The sequence below is a fragment of the Velazquezella soli genome (genome assembly GCF_977018685.1).
In genome coordinates, this window is record NZ_CDRNXF010000004.1 from 522,215 (window position 1) to 535,451 (window position 13,237).

The following is a 13,237-nucleotide window of genomic DNA, read 5'->3' on the forward strand; positions in this document are numbered from 1 at the left end:
CTTCGCGCCATCATGAATGCACGCGAACTCATCGGCTGGAATGTCCGCAGGCTTCGGGTGGCGGAGATTGACCGCTCGTATGTCGGCTGTATCGAACGGGGTGAAGAGAACGTAACGATCAGCGTGTTGGAAGCAGTTGCTGCAGCCTTGAAAGTGCCGGTAGGTGCGCTGTTCCAAGAATTCGAAGAGGGCTCCGGCAAACCGGCACCGCTGCGGTCGGGGCGCAAGCCGAGCTCTAAATGAACAAGGCTGCGAGAGTGTCGCAGTCTTGTCTTTGTTCGGCGTGCGTCACAGCGAGCATGTTAATACTCATCGCTCCGCATAATTGTCATGACCCGGCGCGTCATCGCCACATCGGCAGGGTCCGGCGAACCATGGGCTAATCGACGTCGTAGTAGTCGATCTTCCAGTAGTAGGAGACGCAGCCGACGTCGACGCGACCGAAGTCGTGTTCACCGTAAGGATCGTTAGCGACATCGAAATTTTCGTATGCTCGCACCCGCCGCCGCAACTCCCGCCGGATGGCGTCGTCCAGCGCCTGCACACCCGCCGTCATCATCGTGCGCCCGCCGCCGGAGGTGCGGCGCAGGTGATCGTTGAGCTCACGAACACGACGAGTGCCGGCGCCTGATTCATCGGTCGCCGGCGGGGCCGCCTGAGGCGCGCCGGCGCCATCACTCCGGTGCATCGGTCGTGAAATGGGGGTGCAGCAACGCCAGCTGCGTGGCAGGCCGAATAAACTGGTCGAGCTCTGGCCAGTCCGTCCAGCGGAGAAGGTAGTCGCCAGAATCTTGCACAGCAACCACCGTCGCCGGCCACCAGCCATCGTCATGCCCCTCAGAAGCCAGCACGATGTCACCGGTGGCGATCTTCGACCAATGTTCAGGGTAGTGACGCGGCGGCGCCTCTCCCTTGCTCGCCTTCGCGTAGTCGGCACCGGCGGCGGCTGCTGCTTCAACCCGCTTGGTAGCGGCTGCCATGTACTCGTCATCAAGATGCACGGCAAGCGCGTCATAGGTCAAACGCTTGACGAAGGGTACAAATGCTTTGCCGCTCTCAAAGAGCTTGCCTTGAGGCAGGGCGCGGGCGAGTGCAGTGAGTTTCTCGCCGGCCACTTCAATGATGGCCATACCCATCAATCTAGCAGCCCTAGCAGCAGCCTCTGCCTGATCAGCGGCAAACCATGAGGCGTGTGGCTTTCCCTTGTCATCCAGGCCGACCATGAGGAAGGCGGGCGCGGCTACTAGCTGAGGTGCAATAACACCGGCTGCCGCCGGTGAGGTGCCGATCATCGGTGGCTGACCGAGGATGGAAAGACGAGGTAGGGAAACACGGAGGGCTGATGGCGAGGGATACGACGCAGGGTTCATGTCAGTTCCTTGAACGAAAAAGAGCGCCACGAGGGCGCCCTAGTTGATGGAAATATTAGTTATTCAGCCTGACCGTTCGCTACATAAGCGTAGTGAACAGCCAACCAAACTGACGATAAATTACCTATAAAAACGTTCTATGTCAATAGGTTAGGGGTTCTTGGCCTGCTACTAGCTCGATACCAGTCGCTCGCCTTCTCCCTCAACGAAAAGAAGTTGTTCGAAGGAGAACTTCCTCAGGAGCTCCTTCAACTCAAGCTCTGCGCAGAAGTCCATGCCTATCGTACAGCACGTGGAGAACTCACGCTCGGTGATGAGCTGGCGGTCGGGAATGCTCATCGTCTCGAATAAGTTTTTCAAGAAGTCGTCCGAGCTCTTCAACTTGAAGAAGCGCATCACCGGCACGGCATGGACGACACGCTCATATTCTCGACTAAGCTTGAGAGCGAGAGTCTCCAGCTCTTTTTTAGAGCAGCCCCAGATGAGGAAGTCCGCTTCGAGGAGAAACTTGCCCCCCGAGTCGCGGAAACGGTGCGGCCTGAAGCTTCCGGCGATGTGGGCATCCGGGAGCGTACGACGAACCGCGCCGGCGATGGTTACAAGTTCAGGCTCTCCATCGAACTCATCAAATGGTTCGGCCACAAGTACGTCAGCAGAAATGGAGACCCGGTAGACTTTCTCCCGAGGGAGAGATGGTGCTTGAGAAGCTTTCAGGACAAACGGCAGGCGCTTAAGAAGCTGAGTGGGGTCCGGACCTGGCTCTGCAACAACGGCCTGCCGGTACCACTTGAGGTCCGTCGCTGCGTCCCCGTAATCAACGTGGCCTGGTGCAAACCTGATGCGGTCTGCATGACGAAGGTGGTTATCAACGAACTTCATGACTAGTTTCGATGTATTCACTTTTTCTTCCTTCAAAAAAATCATGACGGGGAGGCCGGCCGTCATGCATGCATCCCACTTTGGTTGGTATGGAATCTCGCAAGCACTCCGACGCGGCCTGGTCTTCGCATCATTAGTTCGGTGGTGGTGACAGTAGTGCAGGCAGGGTTAAGGGGCTGATGGTTACCCAATGCCTGATTCACAATGACTGAAATTCATCGTCATTTTTGACACCACCACCCTGGCCTCGTGGCTGGCGCTAACCTTGGCGAAGGTTAAGGCCCATGAAGACCATGCCTCTGCTGCGCCGGACAGCCTTGTAGCCGCACGATTCGACGTTACGCTGGAAGCTAAGTCGCTGCTGTGCCATGGTGATGCCCTGCTGACGGCACCAAGACTCATACCGGTTGTAGAGATCACCGACCAGAATATTGCCACCAAGCTTCGTTGTCTCATCAAGGAATGCTGGGATGGGATTCGCCTCCATCAAGAATCGACCCGTTGCACGCTTCACTGCAGCCGGTTCGCTCAGTCTCCATCCGGAACGAATTACGCGGCTGTAGCCAGCGATAGCGTGGTTCAATACACCTGATAGCTCGGTCTGCTTGAGGCGGTCGAATAGCGTGCGGTCCTGCCGATCCTTGTTGAAATTCACGTCGAACGGCACAACTTGGAGGCGGCGCCGCATTCCCTCGCTGATATCGATAATGGTGGGTGGGTTGTTGCATAGTAGCAGCGGGAACGCGCGGTTAACGAAATTGTACGGGTCGCCGAACTTGCGCTCTCCCGATAAGAGCTTTTCCTCGCTGATCTTCTTCAGCTCGCCGTCAGGCAGCCGCGTGCCTGTCGGTACGTCATCATCAAGAAAAAGGAGACGACCGAAAAGCGCATTCGTAGAGAACTGATTCTGACCAAGGATCTTAACGCTCGTCGACGTAACGGCATCGAAGCCGAGCATGTGAGCTAGAAGTCCAGCTAGAGCGGATTTGCCGTTGCTGCCGCCGCCCTTCCAGATCATTACCAGGGCGATTGGGCGACGCGGCTGTAGGACGTAGCCAAACACCTCGTGAAGGTACGGGATGACGTCACCGTTCTCGCCGGGAAACATCTCCAGAAGAGCCTTGTCGAACAACGGCGATGTCGCTGCGGGATCGAAGTCGATATCCAGATAGTGCCGAAGGTACGACGCTGCTCGATGAGGCTTCAGTTCCACGGAACCATCAGGGCACAGCCACAACTCACCGTTACGCAAGTTGAGCACCGAGGGAGGATGACTGTAGAAGTGCAGTGGGTCACCCTCGACGGTGGCCTTCGGGATTAGAAGCTCAATGACCTGCTTGACCAGTGCAGATGTGGCCATAGGCGGGCGATCATTGCTTTTCTCGATGACACCCAAAATTTTCTTTTTTAGTAAGGCCAGGGTCAGTACGCACCACTTCTTGCCGTCGAACTTCCAGAAATTCCCGTCTGATGAATGCAGCAGGTTGTTGCCACCGGCGAATTCGGCTTCGAGGGCTAGTGACGCGTACGCTTCGCCGGGGTCTGCTTCCTTATCCACAGGACGGTACCGCATGACGCTTTGAACTACCTTCAACACCTCGGTGTGCTCAAGAGGAGGGACGTATTTCGCGTTTTCGGCAATGGCCAGAACGGTCAGCTCATCTTCCCTGACGCCACGTCGGACATGCATGCCCAGGTACTGCGTTAGTGCAATGTTGCGACCCCCTTCGATAATCGTAACAGAGGGTGGGTTTGCGGAGGCCGCCTGATTTGGATTTTCGGGAAGTGTAGCAAACGCATTTTTTAGCCAGATCGACGACGGCAATGGAACACTGTCCACGCTGCGGCCCTTGAAAAATTCGTATCGGTGGCCGCTCGGATGCACGCTACCTGGACCAACGGCATAGCCACCGTCACCGCGGATATCTAAACCAAGCCCCAGTTGGCTCGTAGAATTATGGAAGAGGCCATCTTCATCGCGAAAATAATAATGATAGCCAGTGGCGGTTTTGACCGTCGGGGTGTTCGGAAAGCCCGGAAGCACCCCCTTGAGGCGCTTCAGTGATTCAATACCGCGCTTGCCGTCTACGTCGAGAACAACAACCTTAGAGGGCAGTCCGGTCACTAGCCCATAATTAGCATTTGGGTTTTGTTCACAGAATGCACGGAGCTCGCTTTCGTCGGTGATAAATTTACGGGAACTGTAACCGGGAAAAGGTAGCTTGGAACGCGGACGAAGTGGAACGATAGCAATGCCTAGCAAAAGAAATCTCAAGGCAACTTCGAATAGCGCTACAAAAGATTCCTGGGTAATATTCAAAAATATGCGAGGTTTATTCGGCACGATTATCTCCTATTTGGACATGGGTCTTCACTCGGAGCGGATAGCTCCGGCAGAGGTGTGTTTGGGCAAGGCTTAGATGCTGAAGTCGCGGCGCGGACTTGATGCTAAGAACGTACTGGTGTCTCTACGACTTGAATTCATTCGAACGCCGATCAGGTCGTATGCGGCGAATGATTTTCCACCCGCTTGCGTATTTCCTTTGGATATAAAGCGGCACGGCATGCGGTACCGAGTGCCGCTTCGGCAGTAGGTTGGGGATAAGGGAAGTGTGCGTGGTCGTCGCCGCTCGACCGGCAACGCCACCCTTTACAACAGCTATTTTTTCTCAGGCTCGAACAGTGCGCGGACTGCTTTGGCGTCCCAGCACGTTGTCCGGGGGCCAAGCTTGATTGCAGGCGGATACTCACCGCTGCGGACTTTCGACCACCAGGAACTTTTACTGATCGGGAGTGGGCCGTCGGGCCTGATGATTTGATTGAGCCGGACTAAGCCGGTTGATGGGAACTCTTTGATTGGCGCCTCCGCTCTTTGGACAACGCCATTCATATTCATCATATCGGAGTAGATTGCACGACTATCTCAGGTCAGGAATTGCTGCCCGGTCGCTGTAATTTCTGACCTGAACTATTACGAAGCTGTTTCAATGCAGTCCGTATTCGCGCTTTTGTAAGGTTGGGATCTACCCCCACTAGTATTGCCCGGACACAGGCGGCGTCGCCACCCTCGAAGTCCGTTTCACTTGTGTTGGTACGAACTGGGGAATTAAGATTCCATGTAAATGATCGGCCTACCCAATACTGAAATAGTTCAACGGCATCGGCCGTTATCAGCTGACTGACATCATCCGGTTTTCGCCCTCGCGATTTCTTGGGAAGTGACGCGCGTTGAGTGCAAAACTCGAGAAATTCAACGAGGGACTGCCGGGCTGTGTCGCTGAAAATCGCAGCGTGGTGCCCTTGTTGAGCAAGGAATAACTCTATGAGCGTCGGAGGAATCGCATTCAACGATTTATGGATGGCCTCAACATCAGCGAGCGCAAGTTTCGCGAGGTGAGCGGTGCTCTCGTCCTCAAGATGGAATTTCACCCGCTGATACGAAACATGTAGGTAAAAAAGGTCGAAAAGCTTTGACTTGACCTCCTTTACAACCGCCGGGTTCGCTACACGGTACCGCACATGGAGTTCGTTTTTTATCTGGTCCGACACCAGGACGGCGTACGCCGCGTTGTAGGTCTGTTCGACTTTTAATCGGACATCCTCCTGGTCGGGAAAATAATCGTCTTCGGCCTTCAACTCTGTGGAGGAGTCACTTTGCTTATGAATGTCGACCATTCGAACATCATCTCCCTTCGCTTATCGAGTAGATCACCACGACGATAAGCTGCTTCGACCTTATTCTCTATGGTGTGCGCCAGTGCCATTTCAGCGATCTCACGAGGATAGGCGGTCGACTCGGCTGCCCAATCTCTAAAAGACGAGCGAAACCCATGTGCAGTCGTCTCCGCCTTCATCGTGCCAATGATCTTGAGAAAAACCATGTTCGACTGCGGCCTGTTCAAGGAGCGGCCTGGAAAAACAAATTCGCTGGCAATTGATAGCTCACGCGCAGCCGCTAGTATTTCGAGGCAACGACCACTTAATGGAATGCGATGGATACGTTTGGCCTTCATACGCTCAGCAGGAATAGTCCAAAGCGCATCTGCGAGGCTAAACTCAACCCATTTTGCATCTAGCGTTTCACTAGTTCGCGTCGCGGTGAGAATGAGAAATTCGAACGACAGCTTAGCGATCAGGCCGCTATCACTTCCTTTAAGGTTTACTACAAACTGCGGCACGGCGGTGTAGGGTAACGCCTTGTGGTGTCGGTCTTTCGTCGGCTGCTTCGGCAAACCGCGCGTCACCCCTTCGATAGGGTTGTCGCCCGTTCTATAACCTGCTGCTTTAGCCCAGTCCATGACAGTACCAATGCGCTGACGAACCCGGCGGGCGGTCTCCGCTTTCGTGAGCCATATTGGGGTAAGTATCCTCAATATGTCCGGAGTTCCGATCCGATCCACGGTCAGCTCGCCAATTATGGGAAAAGCATACTGCTTGAGTGTGTTGATCCATTGTTGGTTATGCTTGCCGTTCTTCCAGACCACCATATTGTCGGAATGAACAGCCTCGGCAGCATCCTTGAAGGTCGGAATGACGGTTTTCGCTGCTCGCTTTGCCGCGAGCGGGTCGCCGCCCAACCGTGCAAGCTTGCGATATTCAAGCGCCGTTTCACGTGCTTCGGCTAAGCTTACGAGACTGGTTCCACCAAGTCCTATGTCTGTCCTCTTGCCCAGGACAACGATGCGCAGTAGCCACCGTTTTGCACCACTGTCATCAACCACTAGGTATAGTCCGTTCCCATCGGCATAACGCCCCGCTTTGGAAAGCCTGTTGACCTTCATTGCACTCAGCGCCTTCTCAGGATGTTTGCCCCCCTTCAATCTTCTACCAGCCTCTCTCAACCCACAAAATGCCCCACATTTCTTGCTGGCTTTGCGCGGATTGTAAAGGGCCTATTGGACAACTAAAATTTTTCCTATAGTTGATATCATTGCGTTATTGCACCAAGGCGGCTGCATCTGGATTAAAAAATGGCGGCCACCCTCTCCGCCAGGTTGTATTCACTCTCCGCCAGTTACCTGCAAGATTTTGGATTTCCTCGCAAAACCTCTGCTCGCCAGCGGCCCTTGAGGAGTGAAAATCATGCAGGTATCGCGCCCGGTACACCTTCCGGTACACGTTGGGGTATCGCCCGATCCAACGAATCAGGCAGCGGCCACCAAGCCGGTTGCCAGAGGGCCGGGTCCCTATCTCGCGAAATCAGGGTCCGTTTACATCTTCCAGATTAAGCTGCCGAAGACGAGCGGTGGCACGAAAGCCATCCCGCCCTTGCGGCTCAGCCTCGGTGCCTGCTCTCACAGGCGAGCCCGGCTGCTGGCCGACCTTCTGGCGGCCAGGGCCAGACTGATGTTTGATTCGATGAGGCACGGTAGCGGTATGCAGGATGACGAAGACAGCGAGATGCGGGCGCGTGAGTTCGTCATCGAAATGAAGGGCGAGCTGAAGGCTTACCTCGGAATGATCGATCGCTCGAACGCAGCGGTCCCCGTCGAGGAGTTGCAGAAGGCCGCAGGCATCCGAGACCTCGTCAACCTCAACCGCGAACTGGAGAAGAAGGCTCAGGGCGAGCCGTTCAATGAGCTCATCACCGGCAACGAGGAGATCCTGAAGCAGTCGGCGGTGGCGAAGCTCTCTGCGTCGTCGGCGCTCTCGGATCCTGCTTCCACACCTGTCGTAGCCGCAAAGTCAGTGGCGACGCCACCTCAGACAGCAGACAACAGCGACGTCCAACCGATGAACGTCGCCGGGCACGAGTCATTGACTGCCGAGGAACGGCCCCGCGACGCCGAAGGGCGATTGATCCCCGCCTTCGCGTTGGACCGGCGGACGGTGAAGCGGCCAAGGTCCTCCCAGTCCAGGCTCAGCGACGCGATTCCGACTTATGTGGCTAAGCGGCGTCTTTCCGGTGGGGTCAACATCGCACGCGACCTATCTACGGCAGAGAGCCGCCTTGCTCTTTTCATCGAACTGATCGGCGATCATCCCGTCGATACCTATGGCTTCGACGTCGCCACGGAGAAGGAGGCGCGCAAGCTCAAGGCACTGCCTCTCGATCCTGAGATCGACTACTCGATCTTCCGTGGCTTGGACTTCGATGCTATCGCCAGACGCGAGCGGGCAGCAGGACCGCCGAAGCGGAAATGATTTCCGTCTTTCGGGGGCGCCGGCTCAGAGGCAAACGGCGTTTCACGAAGTAACAGGGGGACGAAGTCCCCATCGGGAGAACGTCGTTTGCATCAGGTGAGTGCCTACCTTGGCGAAGAAGGCTTTCCGATCACCGCCAGGGCTGCGGTCAATGTACGAGATGAACCTTGCGGCGGAAGGGGCTGTCGCCACTCCCATACTGTTCGACGAGAGCGCTGAAGACCTCGCATGAGGCCCGTTCGTCAAATCCTTGGTTGGCCAGTTCTTCCACCAGTTCGTCTTCCAGCTCTTCCAGCTTGGAAAGCCGTCCGGTCTTCAGCAGGCCCGAGATCACCCTGAAGAGCAGAATTCGGGCGAAGTCATCCCGTGCCGGGCGCCGCTCAATCTTGTGCCGGTCCCGCAGCAGCCGCTGCCTCTCTCGCTGCTTCGCGTTGCGTTCGCGCTATGTCTGTCGTGCCATGTTTTCCTCCCTTTTGTTATGATGGCACCTTCGATGGTCAGAGGACCGGCGGACCGGCGCAAGCCGTTTTCGAGTGAATCGAAATCATAATTTTCTGAATCGGAAATCCGTCATTCTGAATCGAATGAGCGCAATTTGTTTCGACGTGCGGACACGTTGAGATGCGTTCTCGGGGATTTCTTCGACGGCCCTGCTGTCGCGTTCGGGAACTCGAAAGACGCCCCTCCCAGAAGAAGAATCGATAATATGAGGAAGTGAATCGCCTGCCGTTAGGATCGAATCGTCCGCAGAGACTTTTGAATCGGACGCCGATGGTTCGGAATCGGATTGAATAGCCCCGAGATTTGTAGACACCTTCTTTCCTAATTTTGAGGCAAGAAGATCACCATGAGCAAATCGAATTTCAGCGAAGAGTTTAAGCGCGACGCGGTGCGTCAGATCACGGAACGGGGCTATCCGGTTGCGGAGGTTTCGCAGCGGCTCGGTGTAAGCCCGCACTCGCTTTATGAGTGGAAGAAGAAGTTCTCCTTGGCGTCTGGGAACCAGGGTAACGACCAGTCCGAAGAGATCAGGCAGCTTAAAAAGGAACTGGCGCGGGTCACGGAGGAGCGCGACATACTAAAAAAAGCGACCGCGTATTTCGTCAGGGATGCACCCCTCTCGACGATGTAAACATCGTCTGCCGGGCAATGAGTGAAGTACGCGTTCGTTGCCCAGCATCAACAGCGGTTCTCGGTGCGAATGATGTGTCGCCTGTTCCGCATCCATCCCAGCGGGTTTTATGCCTGGCTTCGGATGCCCTTGAGCAAGCGTGCCTTTGAGGACAAGCGGCAGATCAATCTGCTCCAGACGGCTTGGGAAGAGAGCGGCAAGGTCTACGGGTATCGCAAGCTTCATGACGACCTGCTCGATCACGGCGAGACATGCTGCCCTAACCGGGTTGCGCGTCTGACGCGGATTGCCGGGATAAAGGCTCAGATCGGCTACAAGCGCCGTCCCGGAGTTTATGGCGGCAGGCCTTCCATTGTCATCGACAACACTCTGGACCGTCAATTCGACGTTGCTGCTCCGGACAAGGCGTGGGTCACGGACATCACCTACATCCGGACCAACGAAGGCTTCGCCTATCTCGCGGTGGTGATCGATCTCTATTCCCGCCGTGTTATCGGCTGGTCGATGCAGAGCCGTCAGACAACGGATGTCGTGCTGCAGGCGTTGCTGATGGCTGTCTGGAGGCGAAAGCCAAAGGAAAAGGTTCGGGTGCATTCGGATCAGGGATCGCAATTCACCAGTATGGACTGGGCAGCGTTCCTGAAGCACCACAATCTGGTTCATTCGATGAGCCGACGGGGCAACTGCCATGACAATGCCGTCGCTGAGAGCTTCTTCAATCTGTTGAAGCGGGAGCGGATACGCCGAAAGGTATATCGCTCAAGAGACGAAGCCAGGCAGGACCTGTTCGACTACATTGAGATGTTCTACAACCCGAAGCGCAAACATGTCAGAAACGGGATGCTGTCGCCCGTAGAGTTCGAAAAGCGGCAGAAAACTTAACCCGAGGGTGTCTAGGAAACTCGGGGCTATTCAACGCGAGGGGAGCACCGCATGCACGGCCGTTACGCCAATGACGACGATGGCGCCAAGGATGATGCCCAGCAAAGCCTGAAGCGAGGATGTCGTAAGCCACCCGACCACAGCCGGAGCAACCCCGATGGTAGTCGTCATGAAATGGGATGCCCCTTCTATGACATGCTCGGGTGTTGACAGCCCGAGCCCATCCAGCCCGTGGACGACGATACTGCCGCCGACCCAGAGCATGGCCGCAGTGCCCACGGCCGCCAGGATCTGTAGAAACACCGGCACACCCTTGACCAGGCTGCGGCCGATCACCCGTGCCGTGCCAGATCCCGCCTTTGCCATGTGCAATCCGATGTCATCGGCCTTTACGATGAAAGCCACGACGCCATAGACGGCAACCGTTATCAGCACTCCTACGGCAGCGAGCACCATAGCCTGGGTATAGATGCTGGAATCCGCAACATCGGCAAGCGTCAGGGCCATGATCTCTGCGGATAGGATGAAGTCCGTGCGGATAGCCCCGGCGACCTTCTGCTCTTCGAGCGCGACCGGGTCAACCGGTGTCGACGAGTCACCCACATCGTGCGCGTGGGGGGCCAGCAGACCGTATATTTTCTCAGCGCCTTCGAAGCACAGGTACAGGCCGCCGATCATCAACAGCGGGGTGATCAGCCAGTTGGCGAAGTAGCCGAGCAGGAGGCAGATGGGCAGGAGGAAGACCAGCTTGTTGCGCAGCGAGCCCAGAGCGATGCGCAAAATTATCGGCAGCTCCCGGGCCGGTGATAGCCCAACGACATAGGTCGGGGTTACAGCCGTGTCGTCGATAACAACGCCTGCAGCCTTGACGCTTGCTTTTGCAGTCTGGGCCGCAACATCGTCCAGCGACGTAGCAGCCAGCTTCGCTATTGCAGCGATATCGTCGAGTAGTGCTATCAGGCCTGTCGCCAACGAAATGCTCCGTTAATTTCCGATTGGACACTCACAACAGATCAATAGCACGTCAAGTTCCGTCATCTCTTTCCCTAGCTTTTTGAAGGTAGGGCACGCCTTTACCCCGCATTTTCGAAGCTAGGAACTAAGCTTAAACCACCGTACTTCAATCACTCCAACCAGGGCAGGGTGCCCTTCGGCATGCTTGAGCCAATCAATGTCGCTCCCCCGGCAAGGCTCAACACGAGGAGGGTTGAGAGAACTGCGACTGCCGCTGCGCCAGTCGAGTTTCCTTCATACTGCAGGGCAAAAATCATCACACCTATGGTTTCCTTTCCCGACGACCAGAGCAGTGTCGAAAGCGTCAGCTCGTTGAGCGCCGTCATCACGACCAGAATCGCCCCGGCAGCCGCGGCCGGTAGCACGCCGGGCAAGAAGATGGACAGGATGCGGCGATTAAGACCGGCGCCGGTAATGCGAGCCGCCTCGTCCAGTGCGGGGTCGGCTGATTGCGCGGCGGCGGCCACGGGCCGGAGCACCAGCGGCAGGAAGCGCGAGAGATAGGCGATGACGAGGATCGCCATGGTCCCGTAGAGCGACAGCCCGATCAGCGGCAGCGGCTTGAGGAACGCGAGGATCATGCCGAGCGCGACAACAGTGCCGGGAACGACCCAGGGCCCCTCGATGACGAAATCAAGCAGCCGGAGCACAGGATTTGTACGGCGTTGAGAAAGAAAGGCCAGCGGTACGGCCACCAGCATCGAAATTGCGGCCGTGATCACGGCGAGCAGCAGCGAATTGGCAAAAGCCCTTCGCACGGTCGGATTGTCGAGCACGGCGCGGAACTGGTCGAGGCTTATCGTGTCGGGTCCGAAGGCCACCCCGATGGCCGGCAAGAGCGCAGTCATGGTCAGCGCCGCGAGCGGCACGAGCGACAGGATGAGCACCACGATCCACAGCATGAACTCGATTACAGGCGCGCGGCGGGTAGGCACGAAGGGTGTCCCGGCCGGAAGCGGCACGGCGATGCGGGTCGTGACGATGTTGCGCAGGACGATGGCAAGCGCCGCCATGGCAGCGAGCATCAGCGCCAGTGTCGCCACTTGGCCGGCGGCGGCCGGGCCGAAGCCGTTCAGCCGTTGGTAGATCAACGTTGTCAGGACCGAGATGCGGCCCGGAATGCCAAGAAGTGCCGGCACGCCGAAATTGCCAATCGCCGCGGTGAACGCGATCAAGCTTCCAGCCAGCACCGAAGGCATGACGATGGGTAAGACGATTCCGAGGCCGATCCTGCCTGGCGAAATACCGAGGATGCGCGCGGCCTCGACAAGGTCGGCCGGCAGTGCCCGCAGCGCCGCCCGGACAGCAATGAAAACCAGCGGCATGTGTTCGATGCCCATCACAAGCGCGATCCCGCCAGTTGAATAAAGCGGGTTGGTGGAGCCCGGCGGTGGCGCAAGGCCGAGCGGTTTCAGGATCGGCGACTGCGCGCCAAAGAGTTCAATCCAGGCAAGCGCCATGGTTTGCGACGGCACGATCAGCGGGATCAGGATGAGAAAGGTCAGTGCGGCGCGGGTGCGGAGTTTCAAAAGGCTGACTGCAAAGGCGAGCGCCACGCCGATGACAGTCGACACGGCAACGGACAGAAGCGCGGTCTGCAGCGTTCCCGAGAGCGCCCTGAGTGCCGAGCGACTGGCGAGCGTGGTCAGCATCAGCCCGAGCGGCGTGCCGTCCTCGCCGGGTTGGAAGGCGGCGGAAAAGAGCCGCGCGAGCGGCCATAGCGTCGTGAAGGACACGTATAAAACGAGAAGGGAGACGAGCAGATGCTCGCCTCCCAAACGATGCGGCCGGCCCATAACGGGTCTGCGGATCATAG

Annotated in this window: 10 protein-coding genes and 2 pseudogenes; 3 read left to right on the forward strand and 9 right to left on the reverse strand. The window is 57.0% G+C overall.

The genetic code is table 11. The annotated features are described in order from the left end of the window. Positions 1–12 precede the first annotated feature (12 nt). Positions 13–243, forward strand: coding sequence for a helix-turn-helix domain-containing protein (locus tag AC0JZ8_RS06155; RefSeq protein ID WP_471892058.1), 231 nt, complete (start codon positions 13–15; stop codon positions 241–243). Positions 244–302: 59 nt separating this feature from the next. Here AC0JZ8_RS06155 and AC0JZ8_RS06160 read toward each other — a convergent pair. The 6 genes and pseudogenes from AC0JZ8_RS06160 to AC0JZ8_RS06185 form a co-directional block, all read right to left on the reverse strand. Then, positions 303–688 (reverse strand): annotated as a pseudogene (locus AC0JZ8_RS06160) (DUF3768 domain-containing protein). Beyond that, positions 675–1,370 (reverse strand): tudor domain-containing protein, encoded by a 696-nt coding sequence (locus tag AC0JZ8_RS06165; RefSeq protein ID WP_471892059.1) that lies wholly within the window; start codon positions 1,368–1,370, stop codon positions 675–677. Before AC0JZ8_RS06165 ends, AC0JZ8_RS06160 begins: the two are co-directional and overlap by 14 nt. Positions 1,371–1,541: 171 nt before the next feature. After that, positions 1,542–2,315 carry a hypothetical protein gene (locus AC0JZ8_RS06170; protein ID WP_471892060.1) on the reverse strand — a complete coding sequence of 258 codons (774 nt, stop codon included), beginning with the start codon at positions 2,313–2,315 and terminating at the stop codon, positions 1,542–1,544. 193 nt (positions 2,316–2,508) lie between these two features. Then, a complete protein-coding gene (locus tag AC0JZ8_RS06175; protein ID WP_471892061.1) occupies positions 2,509–4,593 on the reverse strand; it encodes a phage/plasmid primase, P4 family in 2,085 nt (694 codons plus the stop codon). 584 nt (positions 4,594–5,177) lie between these two features. Beyond that, positions 5,178–5,924 carry a hypothetical protein gene (locus AC0JZ8_RS06180; protein WP_471892062.1) on the reverse strand — a complete coding sequence of 249 codons (747 nt, stop codon included), beginning with the start codon at positions 5,922–5,924 and terminating at the stop codon, positions 5,178–5,180. Continuing rightward, positions 5,882–7,030 (reverse strand): tyrosine-type recombinase/integrase, encoded by a 1,149-nt coding sequence (locus AC0JZ8_RS06185; RefSeq protein ID WP_471892063.1) that lies wholly within the window; start codon positions 7,028–7,030, stop codon positions 5,882–5,884. The genes AC0JZ8_RS06180 and AC0JZ8_RS06185 overlap by 43 nt, the downstream gene beginning before the upstream one ends. Positions 7,031–7,331: 301 nt before the next feature. Here AC0JZ8_RS06185 and AC0JZ8_RS06190 point away from each other — a divergent pair, with 301 nt between their 5' ends. Next, positions 7,332–8,393 (forward strand): hypothetical protein, encoded by a 1,062-nt coding sequence (locus tag AC0JZ8_RS06190; protein WP_471892064.1) that lies wholly within the window; start codon positions 7,332–7,334, stop codon positions 8,391–8,393. Between the two features lie 148 nt (positions 8,394–8,541). Here AC0JZ8_RS06190 and AC0JZ8_RS06195 read toward each other — a convergent pair whose 3' ends face one another. Next, a complete protein-coding gene (locus AC0JZ8_RS06195; RefSeq protein ID WP_471892065.1) occupies positions 8,542–8,727 on the reverse strand; it encodes a hypothetical protein in 186 nt (61 codons plus the stop codon). Positions 8,728–9,240: 513 nt separating this feature from the next. Between AC0JZ8_RS06195 and AC0JZ8_RS06200 the strand changes: the two are divergent. After that, positions 9,241–10,407 (forward strand): annotated as a pseudogene (locus AC0JZ8_RS06200) (IS3 family transposase). A gap of 30 nt (positions 10,408–10,437) precedes the next feature. Here AC0JZ8_RS06200 and AC0JZ8_RS06205 read toward each other — a convergent pair. Both AC0JZ8_RS06205 and AC0JZ8_RS06210 read right to left on the reverse strand, forming a co-directional pair. Further along, entirely contained in the window at positions 10,438–11,379 is a 942-nt protein-coding gene (locus AC0JZ8_RS06205; protein WP_471892066.1) for a DUF808 domain-containing protein, read from the reverse strand. Between the two features lie 152 nt (positions 11,380–11,531). Then, positions 11,532–13,235 carry an ABC transporter permease gene (locus AC0JZ8_RS06210; protein ID WP_471892067.1) on the reverse strand — a complete coding sequence of 568 codons (1,704 nt, stop codon included), beginning with the start codon at positions 13,233–13,235 and terminating at the stop codon, positions 11,532–11,534. Between the last annotated feature and the right edge of the window lie 2 nt (positions 13,236–13,237).

What these genes read in the sequence shown, in the direction of transcription:
- AC0JZ8_RS06170 (WP_471892060.1), bottom strand. Translation starts at nt 2,315, where the DNA reads ATGACGGCCGGCCTCCCCGTCATGATTTTTTTGAAGGAAGAAAAAGTG.
- AC0JZ8_RS06165 (WP_471892059.1), bottom strand. Translation starts at nt 1,370, where the DNA reads ATGAACCCTGCGTCGTATCCCTCGCCATCAGCCCTCCGTGTTTCCCTA.
- AC0JZ8_RS06210 (WP_471892067.1), bottom strand. Translation starts at nt 13,235, where the DNA reads ATGATCCGCAGACCCGTTATGGGCCGGCCGCATCGTTTGGGAGGCGAG.
- AC0JZ8_RS06190 (WP_471892064.1), top strand. Translation starts at nt 7,332, where the DNA reads ATGCAGGTATCGCGCCCGGTACACCTTCCGGTACACGTTGGGGTATCG.
- AC0JZ8_RS06155 (WP_471892058.1), top strand. Translation starts at nt 13, where the DNA reads ATGAATGCACGCGAACTCATCGGCTGGAATGTCCGCAGGCTTCGGGTG.
- AC0JZ8_RS06185 (WP_471892063.1), bottom strand. Translation starts at nt 7,030, where the DNA reads ATGAAGGTCAACAGGCTTTCCAAAGCGGGGCGTTATGCCGATGGGAAC.
- AC0JZ8_RS06180 (WP_471892062.1), bottom strand. Translation starts at nt 5,924, where the DNA reads ATGGTCGACATTCATAAGCAAAGTGACTCCTCCACAGAGTTGAAGGCC.